The sequence below is a fragment of the Pontibacter burrus genome (assembly GCF_010686685.1).
GTDB lineage: Bacteria > Bacteroidota > Bacteroidia > Cytophagales > Hymenobacteraceae > Pontibacter > Pontibacter burrus.
In genome coordinates, this window is the sequence record NZ_JAAGWD010000005.1 from 60993 (window position 1) to 76849 (window position 15857).

12 protein-coding genes are annotated in these 15857 nt (G+C 45.3%); 4 read left to right on the forward strand and 8 right to left on the reverse strand.

Annotated elements, in window-relative coordinates; translation table 11 throughout:
* Positions 1–443: 443 nt before the first annotated feature.
* From GXP69_RS11910 to GXP69_RS11940, 7 genes are all read right to left on the reverse strand, one after another.
* On the reverse strand, positions 444–1178 hold the full coding sequence (locus tag GXP69_RS11910; protein ID WP_163915302.1) for a head GIN domain-containing protein: 735 nt from the start codon (positions 1176–1178) through the stop codon (positions 444–446).
* A gap of 370 nt (positions 1179–1548) precedes the next feature.
* Positions 1549–2229: an alpha/beta hydrolase gene (locus GXP69_RS11915; protein WP_163915303.1), complete on the reverse strand. Its 681-nt coding sequence runs from the start codon at positions 2227–2229 to the stop codon at positions 1549–1551.
* 26 nt (positions 2230–2255) lie between these two features.
* Positions 2256–2393: a hypothetical protein gene (locus tag GXP69_RS11920; RefSeq protein WP_163915304.1), complete on the reverse strand. Its 138-nt coding sequence runs from the start codon at positions 2391–2393 to the stop codon at positions 2256–2258.
* A 154-nt stretch (positions 2394–2547) separates the two neighbouring features.
* Entirely contained in the window at positions 2548–3000 is a 453-nt protein-coding gene (locus GXP69_RS11925; protein WP_163915305.1) for a DoxX family protein, read from the reverse strand.
* A 20-nt stretch (positions 3001–3020) separates the two neighbouring features.
* On the reverse strand, positions 3021–3593 hold the full coding sequence (locus tag GXP69_RS11930) for a YceI family protein (protein WP_163915306.1): 573 nt from the start codon (positions 3591–3593) through the stop codon (positions 3021–3023).
* A gap of 139 nt (positions 3594–3732) precedes the next feature.
* Positions 3733–4395 carry an NADPH-dependent F420 reductase gene (locus tag GXP69_RS11935; protein WP_163915307.1) on the reverse strand — a complete coding sequence of 221 codons (663 nt, stop codon included), beginning with the start codon at positions 4393–4395 and terminating at the stop codon, positions 3733–3735.
* A 104-nt stretch (positions 4396–4499) separates the two neighbouring features.
* Entirely contained in the window at positions 4500–5081 is a 582-nt protein-coding gene (locus GXP69_RS11940) for a Crp/Fnr family transcriptional regulator (protein WP_163915591.1), read from the reverse strand.
* 462 nt (positions 5082–5543) lie between these two features.
* Here GXP69_RS11940 and GXP69_RS11945 point away from each other — a divergent pair, with 462 nt between their 5' ends.
* The 4 genes from GXP69_RS11945 to GXP69_RS11960 all read left to right on the forward strand — a co-directional run bounded on the left by GXP69_RS11945 (position 5544) and on the right by GXP69_RS11960 (position 13168).
* Positions 5544–7973 (forward strand): TonB-dependent receptor, encoded by a 2430-nt coding sequence (locus GXP69_RS11945; protein WP_163915308.1) that lies wholly within the window; start codon positions 5544–5546, stop codon positions 7971–7973.
* A gap of 1002 nt (positions 7974–8975) precedes the next feature.
* Positions 8976–9365 carry an SMU1112c/YaeR family gloxylase I-like metalloprotein gene (gloA2, locus tag GXP69_RS11950; protein WP_163915309.1) on the forward strand — a complete coding sequence of 130 codons (390 nt, stop codon included), beginning with the start codon at positions 8976–8978 and terminating at the stop codon, positions 9363–9365.
* A 36-nt stretch (positions 9366–9401) separates the two neighbouring features.
* Positions 9402–11744, forward strand: coding sequence for a GH92 family glycosyl hydrolase (locus tag GXP69_RS11955; RefSeq protein ID WP_163915310.1), 2343 nt, complete (start codon positions 9402–9404; stop codon positions 11742–11744).
* Positions 11745–11749: 5 nt separating this feature from the next.
* Positions 11750–13168: a sugar MFS transporter gene (locus GXP69_RS11960; RefSeq protein ID WP_163915311.1), complete on the forward strand. Its 1419-nt coding sequence runs from the start codon at positions 11750–11752 to the stop codon at positions 13166–13168.
* Positions 13169–13539: 371 nt separating this feature from the next.
* Here GXP69_RS11960 and GXP69_RS11965 read toward each other — a convergent pair whose 3' ends face one another.
* Complete coding sequence (locus GXP69_RS11965; protein ID WP_163915312.1) at positions 13540–15855, reverse strand: GH92 family glycosyl hydrolase; 2316 nt, start codon at positions 15853–15855, stop codon at positions 13540–13542.
* Positions 15856–15857 lie beyond the last annotated feature (2 nt).

Sequence of the window (15857 nt, forward strand, 5' to 3'; positions counted from 1 at the left end):
TTTTAAATAGTGTTAAATTAACCCTTGATTTCACTCTTAGGGTTAATGCATTTATATAATTAGGGTACTGAGGAAATGAACGCGCGATAACTCAGAAAAGCCAATACAATCCGAACTATCATTTAGAATAGAAACAACCTCTTAAGGCATCATACCAGATGCGCTCCCCAAATTCGATTTCAATATAAAACTATGTAACAATTAACTCTCCTCACATCATTCTAACTTCTTAAAGGAGGACTACAGTTTGAAAATGTGAATAATGTTAGATAATTCTTCATTTGACACACTAAACGGGAAAAGCGATCAGACTGATCGCTTTTCCCGTTATCTTTTTGCTCCGAAAACTCCTATATCTTGCTATAAAGAGTTAAAAAGCCCTTATCACTTGTGATTCGGTAATCATCCATTTCGAATTATGATACGATACTATTCCCGAAAGGCTACTGCTTCACTACCTTCCCTGAACCGGAGATCCGCTGACTTACATTAGGATCTCCTTTATAGTAGACAATACCACTTCCAGAGATAGATACATCAAGTTTTGTAGCAGCAGTCACTTGAGCTATACCTGATCCAGATATAGTTACTTCTACGCTTTCGGATTCCAGATCATACGATTCGACCCGACCTGAACCTGAAATATCGATACGATGTAAAGGAGTAATGCCTTGCAGTTGTAACTTCCCTGAACCGGTTATACGGGATATGATTCTGGCAGCTTCTACATCCAATCTTACATTTCCTGATCCGTTTAATTCAATATCCAGGTCAGATGCCGTGAAATTACTCCTGCCTTCAATACTACCTGAACCATTCAGGTACAAAGACTCTACAGCCGGTAACGTAATATACACTTCTACACTTTTACTCCTCCGTACACACTCCGCATGGGTAATTTTCCAGGTGTCATCTCGCACAGCCGTTTCCACTTGATCAAGTATGTTAGGCTCCCCTCGAATTTCTACCTTTTGAACGGTACCCTGTGTCAGGTAAACTTTAAAATCGCCTTGCACATTAATTCTTCTAAATGGATCTAAGTTAAGAAGCCGGGTATCCATTGCACCTTCCCCTTTTATACACTTACTATCCTCACAGGAACCAAACAACATAGTTACTGTTAAAAGTAGTAAAAGTCTAACCCTACCTACCCAGTTTAATGCAATTGCTTTCATCATAGTTTTTATTAGAATAAGTCATACTACTTCTATGATGCGAATAACAGTAAAAAGGTTGCATAAGGGATACATAATAAACCTGCAGGCTAAAGAATAAAGCAACCGCGTGAACAGCAGTTAACCGAGATTGAGGGTATTAAGAGCTTTACAAATTCTTCTGCCGTTATTTGTAGAAAACCTTTAAAATAGCCTCCGCACTTAAGCCTATCAGTTCTTCAAAGCTTAAACTACCCAGATAAAAGGCTAAAAAGCTTACTGTAGCTCCCAAGCAATTATTTGCTTAAACCTAAGTATTCCATTGTGCCATAACAGCACTTAAATAGTTTTGAGTCAACTTAATTTAAAATGAACAGCTTTAAGCTATACTGTGCTAGTTGGCTTTTTTTAACCACTCTCGTACATCAACAATCACTTCACCTGTGATCTGGTGGCCCATCGTTACTTCGTGGTAAGTTGGGGTAATTCCTTTACTTTCTAAAAAGGTCTTTGCTTCGCGCGCATAATGCACCGGCAACGTAGCATCCTGCGTGCCGTGAGCTATAAACACGCTAAGGTTCTTTAGCTTATCAGCAGTTTCAACCGATGGTTTTATTTCCTCCAGTATCCTGCCACTAAAAGCGAGTACGCCACTAACAAGGTCAGGTGCTGTCAGGCCTATGGTATAACTCATGATAGCGCCCTGACTGAATCCTCCTAGGTATACTTCATCAATACTGTATATTGCCTTTACCTGAGCTACAAAATCTTTGATAATCTCCCGGCTCTGTGCTTCCTGCGCGGCGTTAATTGAAGGTTTGCCCGTTGAAAAATCAACCTGGTACCAGGCGTAACGTCCTTCACCAAGCGCAAATGGACCGCGGGGCGAGATCACCGTAAAATTGCCTGGCATAAACTGCGCCAGGCTTATCAGGTCCTGCTCATTACTCCCGACCCCATGTAGCAGAATCAGTGCTTTCTGTTCTCCAGAACTTTCTGTTGCGGGGCGCACCAGGTAGTCCAACGCAAGGTTTGTCAGGAGTGTGTTTGTTTTTAAATCTTCTGTAACTGCCATAGCTTATAGTTTAAATTGTCTAGTGCTTACTTTAGCCTCACCAATATCATGTTCAGCGAACCGTCCAGTATTTTGTGGCAGAAGTAGGATACATCGTTCTTAATTCCTTTCAGGCGCGGCGTGTATATTGGTAGCCAGTAATAGTCTTGTACCAGAATAGCCATTGCGGCTTTTTGCTCGGCCTTTATTTATTGAGTTCATCTTGACTGCCACTACTGATCAGTTCCATGAACATTGTATTCAGATACTTGTCAAATCACAACAGAGTTGGTCGTCATTCCTAGTTTGATGAAAAACAGATTCTGATAGACTGCCAGATTACTCCATAGAAAGTCTTCTGACGTATGCAGCCTGCAATAATCTTGGGCGCAGCAAATGGTCTAAGGCGTATTTTCCACTACCAGTCAACAACAACATCACATAAGGGATCAGGTACAGAATTGCAGGCTCTTTTTTAGCAAACGGATCTGCGCCATGTACATAAAAGGCCGCTATCAGCATAGTAATAATAAGCGGAATAGCAGCTAGCCTTGTTCCTAATCCAACCAAAATCAGTACTGAACATATCACTTCGGAAAAAACTGCCAGAGCAAGCGAACTTGCTGCACTCAGTCCGAATAAAGCCGAAAATTTCACTGGGTCACTGGAGAGAAGCATTTCAAGTTTGGGTAAGCCGTGGGCCAGCATCAGGCCGGCCACGGTTACTCTTACAACCAGAAGTGCTATATCCGTATTTTTAGTATGCTGATACAGGTTTATAAGCTTTTTCATAGTTGACATTTCAGATAATATTACTGTATAAATTCGCCGTCTGCCTTGATGCGCACTTCGTCGCTGATCATTGGTGCCGGGAAGCCACTGCCCAGGTTAAAGTCAGAGCGCTTGATAGTGCCTGTTACCTGGAAACCTGCTGTCTGTTTTTTGCTCATAGGATTCTCAACTGTGCCACGATACACTAAGTCTAACGTGACTGGCTTGGTAATACCATTCATGGTCAGGTTGCCATTCAGCTTATAGTTGTTTTTGCCCTGTTTCTTTAAAGAGTTGCTCTTATAGGTCAATGTCGGATATTTGGCTACATCAAAGAAATCAGCGCTTTTCAGGTGATTATCTCTGTCTTCCACTCTTGTGTCTATAGATGCTGTTTTAGCAGTCAATTCAAAAGTAGCGTCGCTGAAATCAGGTTTAGAAGTAGTGATTTTTGCATCAAAATCGTTGAAGGTACCGGTCACATCGGCAATACCCAGGTGCGATACCGTAAAGCTAAGCTGCGAATGCGCATCGTCGTTTGTCCAGATGCTGCTTATGGCAGCAATAGCTGTTAACGAAAAGAAAGCGAATAAAATGACTAATAACTTTTTCATATTGGTTTAATTTATAGTTTGTGCGTTAAAATTTGATTTATAATACTTGCAGAGACGATATCAGCTTCTACTTGAAAGTTTAACTCTCTTCCTCAAGAGCTGAGAGATAGGTAAATCGTCAATCTATAGTTTGACTAACTTACTGGTGCAGAATCTTCCAGCCGGCAAGCCAATTGTAATCATACTTCATGTTAAGTTGAATAAGCAGCAACTGCATGCGCTCTAAGGTACCGCTCACAGCCAGCTTACCAGCTACAATTGGGTTAAACCCTGCAGTACTCACCAGTTCTGAAACTGTCTCCAGTGCTTCCGGATCATTACCAGCAATAAAGGCACCTGCCTGTTTGCCATCAATCACCGGAGTAGCGAAATCGGCGGCAAACGTAGTGTTGAAGGCTTTGATCACTTTCGCATTTGGCAGCAGTTTCTGCAGCTCTTCTGCAGCGCTAGTATCTGGCGCTATTACCAGCCCATCGTAGGTTTCGTTCAGAGGATTGGCAATGCTGATGACGATCTTTTGGTTGGCTACTTCTCTTATTTTCTCAGCCACTTCTTTCTCTGCAGCATAAGGAACTGCCGAGATGATTATGTCGGCTTCCCAGGAAGCATCTACTGAGCAATCTACCGCTTCTGCTGATGCGGCAGGATTTGTTTTTATAATTTCATCTGCTACTGCCTGTACTTTGTTCAGGTCATTAGCACAAAGAAGTAATCTATAGTTACCTTTAGCCAGACTCTTTGAAATGGCAGCTCCCATGTTTCCGGAAGCACCTATAATGGCGATGGTCTGTATTGTCTTCATAGTTACAATGTTTTAACAATACAAAGGTACGGCCATACCTAGCCACAGCGCCTTGCGCCATGTCAAGAAAGAGCCTTGACTTTTGTCAAGTAAAGGAAGTGGTTTTAACGGCGGTCAGCCATCTTTTTCCGCACCCTGCTCAGGGTTTCCGGCGTCAGGCCCATGTAGGAGGCGATCATATGTTGCGGCACGCGCTGGGCAATATCGGGGTAAGTCTCTGTAAAGCTGGTGTAACGTTCTTCGGCCAGCAGGCTGAGGTTGGAAGTTAAGCGCCGTTGCAAGGCAATATAGGCACCTGTTATAAGCAGCCGAATATAGGTTTCGTACTTGGGTAGGTTCTTAAGGAACTCTTCGTGGGCCGAACGTGTGATCAGCACCAGTTCGGCATCTTCCAGGGCATCAATGTTGTAGGTAGCAGGCTCAGCCGTCAGGTAACTAAACAGGTCCGAGATCGTCCAGCCCTCTATGGCAAATTGAATAACATGCTCGTTCATATTCTCATCAACAGTATAAGCGCGCAAGGCTCCTTTTTCTACAAAGGCAATAGATTTGCATATATCTCCTTCCTGCAACAGATACTGCCTTTTGCGCAGCTTTTTCGGCGTCAGGTACGCTTTTATCTGTTCCTGCTCCTCAGGCGTGAGTGGCACTTTTTCGTTGAATTTCTGAAAGAAGAGTTCGTACATGGTAGCTAAAGATAGTAAGCGATCCATCCTTTATTTCTAAGGTACGGGCCGCATCAGGTTAAGTGCTTCTATAAAATTAAAATTATACCTCTAATAACCACTCCTTACCACAGGTTTCAACTTGTAAAAAGCATTTAAACCTTAAAGATGTATTCTAAATCTCAACAAAATAAGCTTATCTGGAGGCGAAACTTAATAATTATCGTTTAGACTGTGCTACTACAGCATCTTTAAGAAGCTGCTAACAGAGTTGACTTTCACATACTACAAAATGCAATAGGGGTTAAAGCTTTACCGCCCTGTATTCATTTTTAATGTTTTAAAGAAGAGGTAGGTCAAGCCATAACCCTGACTTAGGAAGCAGTATTTCCTAAGTGCCTAATCGTTGAGTTTTTCAGCTTTATTTTTAAACATTTTTAAAGAAAAGTTGTAATACGAGCAATTAATTTAGCCCATATTTATATGAGAATCATATTTTTACTCTTCTTCTTTCTGCCTATAATAAGCCTTGCCCAGACTGGTGTAATTTCGGGTACAGTACGTGACCGCAATACCCAGGAACCGCTGATAGGTGTAACGGTGCAGGTAATGGGTACGCAGCTAGGAACCGCGAGCAACGAAAAGGGGACCTTCCGGTTGGAGAGTATACCAGTGGGCAGCTATATGGTACAGGTTTCTTATCTAGGTTTTCAGCCGCAAGCAAGGTATAATGTTAGCGTAACTACCGGAAACGTCCAGATTCTGAATTTTGAACTCGTACCAAATACCAATGAGCTGCAGCAAGTAGAAGTAGTAGCCAACCGCAGGCAAAGTGCAGCAGTAGCCGATCTGATTACGCCCTTATCGGTGCAGAGCCTGACTACGGAAGAAATACGCAACAACCCGGGTGGTAACTTTGACATCTCGAAGGTGGTGCAGGTGCTGCCGGGTGTAGCTAGTAACGGCACTGGCGGCGGCAGCCGCAACGACCTGATCATACGCGGTGGTGCCCCAAACGAAAATGTCTATTATTTGGATGGCATTGAGATCCCGCTCATCAACCACTTTACCACACAAGGCAGTTCGGGCGGAGCTACCGGCATTCTAAATGTGTCGTTTATTGAAGACTTAAAAGTTAGTTCATCTGCTTTCGATGCCCGGTACGACAATGCACTGGCCTCTGTATTTGAGTTCAGGCAGCGTTATGGCAACCCAGAGCGTTTTTCGGGTAACGTACGCTTGAGCGGTTCAGAGTTTGCTACCACCCTGGAAGGACCTGTAGGAGAAAAAACCACTTACCTGGTATCGGCGCGCAGGTCATACCTGCAATTTCTGTTCAAGCTGCTCGACTTGCCTATTCGCCCGAACTATTGGGATTTTCAGTACAAAGTAGATCATAAGCTAAAAGATAAAACATCTATCTCCTTTATTGGCGTAGGTGCCATTGATGATTTTTCATTTGGCGTGCCGCGCGAAAGCACACCGGAAAACGAATACATCCTGCGCTCTACGCCCTACATTAACCAATGGAACTATACCACGGGAGTGGCCGTGAAAAGGCTGGTGAATGATGGCTATATTAACCTTGCCCTGAGCCGTAATGCTTTCGATAACTCGCTTATTAAATATGAAGCTGCCGAAGAAGGAGAAAACAGCACCTTTACGCTCAACTCCAGTTCCCGAGAAACAGAAAACAAACTGCGCCTGGACGTAAACAAATATAAAAATGGCTGGCGCTATGCCTATGGCGTATCCGGACAATATGTGCAGTTTACCCACGATATTTTTAGTGTAATCCGGAAGGAATTGCGCGACGAACAGAATAACCTGGTACAGCCGGGCGTTACGCTGAATTATAATACAGATCTTGATTTCTTCCGTTATGGAGCATTCGGGCAGGTTTCCAAGTCAGTACTCGATAACAAGCTGGGGTTGTCGCTGGGTGTGCGCACCGACATGAACTCCTTTACCGAGGATGGGAACAATCCAATAAAAACATTATCGCCGCGCCTGGCACTCTCCTATCTGATTAATGATAAATGGACTATAAACGCCTCGTCAGGCATCTACTATAAACTACCAATTTATACAGTCTTAGGCTATCAGGAAGATGGCACGTACCTGAACAAAAATGCCGATTACATTAAGTCCATACATTATGTGTTAGGCTCTGAATTTTTACCGCGTCAGGACCTGCGCTTTACCCTCGAAGGTTTCTACAAAGACTATAGCAATTACCCGGTATCTATAAGAGATGGTATTTCGCTGGCAAACCAGGGCGGCGACTTTGGCGCAATCGGCAACGAAGCTGTGGTTACAAACGGCAAAGGCCGGGCCTACGGAGCAGAGTTTTACGTGCAGAAAAAACTGACGGGAACTGTGTTCTCAGTACTATCTTATACCTATGTAGTGAGCGAATTTGCTGGATTGGATGGTCAGTACGTTTCCAGTGCCTGGGATTACCGCCACCTGGTATCGGGCTTGCTGGGCAAGAAGTTGCCGCGCAACTGGGAGTTCGGTGCCAAGTATAGGTACGCCGGTGGAGCACCTGCCACGCCTTTCGACCTGGAAGCATCCCGCAGGAACTATGCGTCGCTGGGTGTAGGCATTCTGGACTATAGCAAACTAAACTCAGCGCGTTTAGACCCGTTCAGCCAGCTCGACGTGCGCATCGACAAGAAGTGGAATTTCAACCGCGTTACCCTGGACCTGTTCCTAGATATTGCCAATGTACTAAGCAGTAACACGCCGGGTTTTGAACGTTATACTTTCGAGCGCAATGCAAGCAATACTGGCTTTACAACTACTGATGGCAACGCGCTTCGCCCTGATGGCAGCAATGCTATCCCGGTTATTTTGGAGAACAACGACGGCAACCTGGTACCTACCCTAGGCTTTATAGTTGAATTCTAGGTACCTTATATAAACTATAAATTCAAGAAGCGAGCACACATTTGCTTTTCTTCATATCCTTTTAAACATCGGCTCTAGCAACAGTTATATGCAGAAGGTTGTACATTTTAATTCAATGCCTTCTGCATATAACTTGTATTTTGCTTAAGTGCACTGCCTGTAAAGGTTTTAACTCCTAATTAAACACCTTATATCTTCAATTCTTAGTCTCAATTTGATAGAGATAGGCAATTCTTACCAGGCTTATTCCTTATAATTATATAATTATCTATCCTGTAGTATGGGAAAGGTCATGAACTACTTTAATAAGTTTAAATTTATTTATTTGCACAGGTATTAAAGCACTTGATATAGGGCATATAATCTTTAAGTCCAGCGGCCATATCTTTTATTCTTTCTCAAATGGCCCCTTTATTACCTTCTAAAGGTAACTCAGTTAAAGTCCAGGAAATTAATAAACTAAGCTTTAGCGATTAACCTTCTCTACCCTAGGTACTTCATCATCATTACTACCCGAATCACGTTTCCCTTTCCTTTCTGAAGCTCTACGGACTTCCTGATGTTCTTTCCTTTCCTTGAATTCTTTCTGACGCTGTTTCTTTTGCTGATCTCCTGACCTGGTACTCATTGTCTCATTTTAAATTAAATAACGCTAAATCTGATTCTTTCAAATACTGATTGTCAAGATAATTATTCCAATAAGCTTAAACGAAATTTAATCGCCTTCTCCTTTAGGAGCGATAAACTAATCTAAATTTCTTAATCAGGATAGGATAATCGATAACTATAAGGAGCCGAACTCGTGAATAGATAAAATGTTGAGCAGCGGCAGAATTTTAACTATTTTAAAAGTAGCTCAAACACAATTCGAAACTGATCTGGAATAAACGAAGGGCAGGAAAAATACTTACTATGATTTTGCTATATTAGGTGCCAATTGGGTAGCTATAGTTATCAAGTAGCTGACTCACTTGGAATCAGGCTTATAGTTAACTATAGTTTATGCTCAAACTGAGGCGCGTACACCACATTGCCCTGATCTGCTCTGATTACGAGAAGTCAAAAGCTTTTTATACCAATGTACTGGGGCTTGAAGTGCTGCAGGAAGTGTATCGCCAGGAAAGACAGTCTTACAAACTGGATCTGGCTTTGAACGGTGCTTATTTGCTGGAGCTTTTCTCGTTTCCCGATCCACCTAATAGGCCATCGAGACCGGAAGCTACCGGCCTGCGGCACCTGGCTTTTGAAGTTGATGACCTGGATGAAACGATAGAAGTACTGCTGGATAAAGGCATAACTCCTGAACCTGTCCGGAAAGATGAGCATACCGGTAAGCGCTTCACATTCATCAGCGACCCAGACGACCTGCCCATTGAATTTTACGAAAGCTAAACTTTACTCTTGCCTTAAAACAACACCACGTACTGCATGAAGAAACAACTACTCTCCTTTACTTTCCTTATTCTCTCAGCTAAAGTTGCCACGCCCACCACGCTGCTGGCACAAAAACAAAAGCCAAAATTTGAACCCGAAGAATTGGCTAACCCATTGATGGGCACTGATTCCAAGGTAATTATGTCGAATGGGAACACCTACCCTGCCGTGGCGGTGCCCTGGGGCATGAACCTGTGGACAGCACAAACCGGCAAGATGGGAAACGGCTGGGCCTACACCTACGACGATGACAAGATCAGGGGCTTTAAGCAAACCCACCAGCCTTCGCCGTGGATGAACGATTACGGCCAGTTTGTGATCATGCCGGTAACCGGTAAAGCCAGATTCGACCAGGATGCCCGCGCCAGCTGGTTCTCTCATAAATCAGAAATCGCCAAGCCCTACTACTACAGCGTTTACCTGGCAGACCATGATGTAACGACCGAATTCACTCCTACCGAACGGGCCGCACAATTCCGCATCACCTATCCTAAATCCGATAGCTCTTTTATTGTGATCGACGCGCTCGACAAAGGCTCTTACATCAAGGTTATTCCCTCAGAAAACAAGATAGTAGGTTATACAACCCGCGCAGCCCGCAGCAACCCAGTCGACTTCAAGAACCACTTTGTTATCTATAGTGATAAGCCATTTACGGTAAATTATGCCTGGCAGGACTCGGTGCTTGTAAAAGGCAAACTGGAAATGAAGGCCAACCATGCCGGTGCTATAGTTGGTTTTAAAACAACCAAAGGCGAAAAAGTGAACCTGCGTGTGGCGTCTTCTTTTATAAGCCTGGAGCAGGCCGAACTTAACCTGAAACGCGAACTGACCAACGACGACTTTGAGGCTACCAAGCAGAAAGCCAAGTCGCTCTGGAACCAGGCCATGAGCCGCATTACCGTAGAGGGTGGCACCGAGGAGCAACTACGCACGTTCTATAGTTGCTTGTATCGCACGCTGTTCTTCCCGCACAAAATGTACGAGTTAGATGCAAATAACAAACCTGTACACTATAGCCCTTACGATGGCAAGACATACCCTGGCTACCGTTTTGCCGGCACTGGCTTCTGGGACACTTTCCGGGCGCTTTACCCCTTCCTGAACCTGGTGTATCCCAGTATAAATAAAGAAATGCAGGCTGGCCTGGTAAACGATTACAAAGAAGGTGGCTGGCTTCCCGAGTGGTCGAGCCCGGGCTATGCCAATATCATGATAGGGAATAACTCTGCGTCGGTAGTGGCAGATGCTTACCTAAAAGGCCTGCGTGGCTATGACATTAATACCTTGTATGAAGCTTTGCTGCATGGCGCCAACAACGAAGGTCCTATTACAGCCATTGGGCGTGCAGGTGTGGAATACTATAACAAGCTGGGTTATGTGCCTTACGATGTAAAGATCAACGAGAACGCTGCCCGTACGTTGGAGTATGCTTACGACGATTTTGCCATTTACCAACTAGCCAAAGCACTGAACCGGCCGCAGGAAGAAATTGACCTGTACGCCAAGCGCAGCCAGAACTATCGCAATTTATTTGACCCCGCCACCGGCCTGATGCGCGGCAAGAACCAAGACGGTACATTTCAGTCTCCTTTTAACCCGTTTAAGTGGGGCGATGCCTTTACCGAAGGCAACAGCTGGCACTATAGCTGGTCGGTTTTCCATGATGTGCAGGGGCTCATCGACCTGATGGGTGGCAAAAAGAACTTTGTGGCGAAACTGGATTCGGTATTCACTCTGCCACCAGTTTATGATGAGAGTTATTATGGCAGCGTGATACACGAGATTCGTGAAATGCAGATCGCCAACATGGGCCAGTACGCACACGGTAACCAGCCTATCCAGCACATGATCTACCTGTACAATTATGCCGGAGAACCCTGGAAAACGCAATACTGGGCACGCGAAACCATGAACCGCATGTACCTGCCAACCCCAGACGGCTACTGCGGCGACGAAGACAACGGCCAGACTTCGGCCTGGTATATTTTCTCTGCGATGGGCTTCTATCCGGTTACACCTGCGGTAAACCAGTATGTAATGGGTGCACCACTGTTTAAGAAAATAACTATAAAACTGGAAAACGGGAAAGAGTTTGTGATCGAAGCGCCGGATAACAGCAAAGAAAACCTGTACATACAGAAAGCTACCCTTAACGGAAAGAAATTTGAAAAGAACTGGATCTCGCATGAAGACATCCTGAAAGGCGGAAGGCTTAAAATCAAGATGGGTGCCGAACCTAACAGGAGCCGTGGCACACAGGCCGATGCTGTGCCTTATTCTTTCTCCAATGATCAAAAAGCTATTCCAGCACCAACAGCAAACGTCCAAAACTAAACCCGATGGCAACTATAACCCCAACCGCCCCTGAAGAAGCAACTGCCCAGTCGGCAGCGCTTTCTCCGGATTACAAAAACTATACTTCGCCGCTTGTAGTGGTTACTCTGCTGTTTTTTATGTGGGGCTTTATCACCTGCATGAACGACATTCTGATCCCGAAAATGCAGCATGTTTTCAAGTTGCAGTTCTGGCAGGCCATGCTCATCCAGACCGCTTTTTTCGGGGCATACTTCATTGTCTCGTTTCTATACTTTTTGCTATCTACTACCAAAGGAGATCCAATCCTGAAGATCGGGTACAAGAATGGCATTATCATAGGTCTGATAGTAGCGGCTTTGGGCTGTACCTTGTTTTATCCGGCGGCCATACTCCATAGCTATAGTTTCTTCCTGATGGCGCTGTTTGTGCTGGCTTCAGGCATTACGGTGCTGCAGATCACAGCTAACCCATATGTGGCGATACTTGGTCCACCCCAAAACTCTTCGAGCCGCATGAATCTGTCGCAGGCAGTGAACTCGTTCGGTACCACTATTGCCCCTATCATCGGCGGCTATCTTATTTTTGATTATGTAGCATCCGCTGACATCGATAGTGCAGACTCGGTGAAACTGCCCTACTTGGGGCTCGCAGCGCTTCTCCTTCTGATTGCTGCTCTCATTAAAATAGCTCGTCTTCCACGCCTGGAAGGTACGGGTAAAATAGAGACTGGAGCAGGTGCCGTAAAGCATCGGCACCTGGTGCTCGGCATCATCTGCATTTTTATGTATGTCGGCGCTGAAGTTAGTATTGGTAGCGCGTTGATCAACTACATTAAGCTACCACATATCACCGGATTAACCGAATCTGAAGCAAAGCATTATCTCGCCTTTTATTGGGGTGGTCTTATGATTGGGCGTTTCTTTGGAGCAATTGCGCTGAGCACAATTAAGCGGTTGGGCAAGTTTATTGTAATTGTTTTCATCACCCTTGTCACTTTCCTTACAGTTTATTTCCTGTATGACCTTGAGCAGGCACTGATTATACTTGGCTTAATTGCGTTGAATTTAGCCGTATTGCTGTTAGCAAGATTCATCCCGAACAGAACAGTTGCCTTTTTTGCCATAGCGGTTATAGGCTTGCTGTTAATAGGAGTACTAGCAGAAGGTTCTTTGGCTATGTGGGCCATCATTGCGATTGGTCTGTTTAACTCGGTTATGTTCCCGACTATCTTCGACTTAGCAATTAAAGGCCTCGGAAGAAATACCAGTCAAGGCTCATCGCTGTTGGTGATGGCTATAGTTGGCGGGGCCATAATACCGCCATTGCAAGGTTTATTCGCTGACCTTAGCGGCAATCTGCAGCTATCGTTTATAGTGCCGATGCTTTGCTATGCATTCATCGTTTACTATGGCTTTGCGGGGTATAAGGTGAGAAGGACTTAATTCAGTTAATGCTATTGTTCAACCCACCCCTCCCCCTCCAGGGAGGGGAATTTATGATACTGCTATAGTTGAAGCTATAGTTCTGTAGTTAACCTATTTGCTGGCGCGGATCTGTGATCCGTGACTTACTATACTCGTGGATCTGTGATCCAATGGGCGGGACGCCCAACTATAGTTCGACACGAGCGAAGACGCTCACGTCTTACACGATAGGCTTATGGAGTAATTCCCCTCCTCTGAGGGGTTAGGGGTGGGTAAACTTAGTAGAGAAAAAGCAATTAACTAAGGCCATGAAATTCACCCTCCAAAACAAGAAAGCCTTCCCGAATTGGAAAGGCTTTCTTGTTTTGTGGCAACCATAGTTTCAGTTGTTAGGGTGCTACAGCGAACAGCTTTTTGTTAGGCTTGCTGCCCATGTAAAATGTGATCTTACCACCTTGCATGATCTCCCCATGTGTCAGATAGGTACGGTTGATTGGCTGGCCGTTCAGCTCAATTTTCTGCACATACACATTGCTGTCTTTCTGGTTTTTGGTTTCGATGGTAAAAGATTTGCCATTCTCCAGGTTTATAGTTGCCGATTTAATCGCCGGGCTGGTAATAGCATACTGGTCAGAGCCGGGAGCTACTGGGTAAAAGCCCAACGCGCTGAAGATGTACCAGGCGCTCATCTGCCCGAAGTCGTCGTTCCCGCCTAGGCCGTCTACAGTTGGTTTATACATGGCTTTAAGCACCATGCGGGTACGCTCCTGTGTTTTCCAGGGCTGGTCGGTCCAGTTGTAAAGAAAAGGCACGTGGTGCGATGGTTCGTTGCCATGCACATAGTTGCCGATAATACCTTCACGCGAAATGTCTTCGGTATTCTCGAAATATTTGTCCGGCAGTTCCATGGTAAAGAGCGAATCCAGGTGCTGGGCAAAGCGTGTCTTCCCTCCCATCATCGCGATCATCTGCGCCGGGTCGTGTGGTACATACAAACTATAGTTCCAGGAGTTGCCCTCAATAAAGCCTTGTCCGTGCGTGTCCAGTGGGTCGAACTCTTTCTTCCAGGTACCGTCGCTCAACTTCGGGCGCATAAACCCGGATTTGGCATCGTATACATTTTTATAGTTCAAAGCACGCTTGCTAAACTCTTCATAAATGTCCTGGCGGTTCAGCTTCTTCGCCATTTGGGCAATGCACCAGTCGTCGTAGGCATACTCCAGTGTTTTAGATACCGAAGAACCATTCTTGTCTTCAGGTACGTAACCCATATCCATGTAGTAGCCAAGTCCATCGTAGTAGCGGGTGCGAGCGGTTTGTACACAGGCATCCAGGGCGCGGTTAGCATCAAAATTGGATATTCCTTTCATCACCATATCGGCAATTACCGGCACCGAGTGGTAGCCAATCATGCACCAGTTTTCGTTGGCGTGGTGCGACCACACAGGCAGCATTTTGTGCACGCTCTGGTCGTAGTGTGCTAACATCGATTTTACCATGTCGTTGTTGCGGGCTGGCTGTAGGATGGTGAACAACGGATGCAGAGCACGGTAGGTATCCCAAAGCGAGAAGCTGCTATAGTTGGTAAAGCCATCGGCCTGGTGCACGTTCATATCAAGCCCTCTGTACTTTCCATCCACATCCATATAGGTAGTCGGGCCTAAAAAGGCATGGTACATGGCGGTGTAGAAATTTACCAAATCATCTTTGCCGGCATCAACTACCACTTTGTTCAGTTCCTTGTTCCAGGCGGCCTGTCCTTCGCGTTTTACTCTGTCAAAATCCCAATGCGGAATTTCAGCCCGCATGTTGGCCAAAGCGCCTTCGGTACTAACCGGCGACAAGGCAAATTTGATCTTGATCTTCTCTCCTTCTTCTGTTTTAAAATCAAAGTAGGCTCTTAGCTTTTTGCCGGCAAACTCGGGGAAGTTTTTGGTCTGGTCGAACTTGCGCCAGAAACCTTTATATACCTGCGCCTCGGAGTAATCTTTGTTGCCATACTGGTAGAAAGGCTTGCTGAAAGCCATCGCAAAGTATACTGTGCGGGTACGCGCCCAGCCGTTTGTCTGGCGGTAACCGGTGATCAGAGTGTCGTTCTCCACGCGCACAAAGGTCCAGGTGGTTTTGCCATCATAGTTGTAAATACCCGACATCAGGTCCAGGATAATGTGCGCCTCGTCGGATTTCGGGAAAGTATACTGGTGCATACCCACGCGATTGGTGGCTGTAAGCTCTGCCAGGATGTTGTGGTCGTCGAGTTTAACTTTGTAGTAAGCTGGTTCGGCTACCTCATTGGCATGCGAGAAAGCCGAGCGGTAACCGCTTTCCGGTTTATCTTCGGTGCCAGGATTTAGTTGCAGTTTACCTGTAGTTGGCGCTATCAAGAAATCGCCCAGGTCGGAGTGGCCGGTGCCGCTGAAGTGGGTGTGGCTGAAACCAACTATCGTTTTATCATCGTGCTGGTAGCCGGCGCAGTATTTGTATACATCCTTGTTATACTTGCCGTTCACTTCATAGGGTATCGTATCGGTGTCTGGGCTCAGCTGCACCATACCAAAGGGCACAGTTGCGCCCGGATATGTATGGCCCATTTTGGCCGTACCGATCATAGGGTTCACATACTTTACAAGGTTGGGTGACTGTTTGGTTTGTGCAAAGGTTAGCAGCGGCGGAAGCAGCAGAACAGACAGTACAAGTTTCTTCATTC

Excerpts from the sequence above, each read along its gene's own strand:
- GXP69_RS11910 (WP_163915302.1), bottom strand. The coding sequence starts at position 1,178 with ATGATGAAAGCAATTGCATTAAACTGGGTAGGTAGGGTTAGACTTTTA.
- GXP69_RS11915 (WP_163915303.1), bottom strand. The coding sequence starts at position 2,229 with ATGGCAGTTACAGAAGATTTAAAAACAAACACACTCCTGACAAACCTT.
- GXP69_RS11920 (WP_163915304.1), bottom strand. The coding sequence starts at position 2,393 with ATGGCTATTCTGGTACAAGACTATTACTGGCTACCAATATACACGCCG.
- GXP69_RS11925 (WP_163915305.1), bottom strand. The coding sequence starts at position 3,000 with ATGAAAAAGCTTATAAACCTGTATCAGCATACTAAAAATACGGATATA.
- GXP69_RS11930 (WP_163915306.1), bottom strand. The coding sequence starts at position 3,593 with ATGAAAAAGTTATTAGTCATTTTATTCGCTTTCTTTTCGTTAACAGCT.
- GXP69_RS11935 (WP_163915307.1), bottom strand. The coding sequence starts at position 4,395 with ATGAAGACAATACAGACCATCGCCATTATAGGTGCTTCCGGAAACATG.
- GXP69_RS11940 (WP_163915591.1), bottom strand. The coding sequence starts at position 5,081 with ATGTACGAACTCTTCTTTCAGAAATTCAACGAAAAAGTGCCACTCACG.
- GXP69_RS11945 (WP_163915308.1), top strand. The coding sequence starts at position 5,544 with ATGAGAATCATATTTTTACTCTTCTTCTTTCTGCCTATAATAAGCCTT.
- gloA2 (WP_163915309.1), top strand. The coding sequence starts at position 8,976 with ATGCTCAAACTGAGGCGCGTACACCACATTGCCCTGATCTGCTCTGAT.
- GXP69_RS11955 (WP_163915310.1), top strand. The coding sequence starts at position 9,402 with ATGAAGAAACAACTACTCTCCTTTACTTTCCTTATTCTCTCAGCTAAA.
- GXP69_RS11960 (WP_163915311.1), top strand. The coding sequence starts at position 11,750 with ATGGCAACTATAACCCCAACCGCCCCTGAAGAAGCAACTGCCCAGTCG.
- GXP69_RS11965 (WP_163915312.1), bottom strand. The coding sequence starts at position 15,855 with ATGAAGAAACTTGTACTGTCTGTTCTGCTGCTTCCGCCGCTGCTAACC.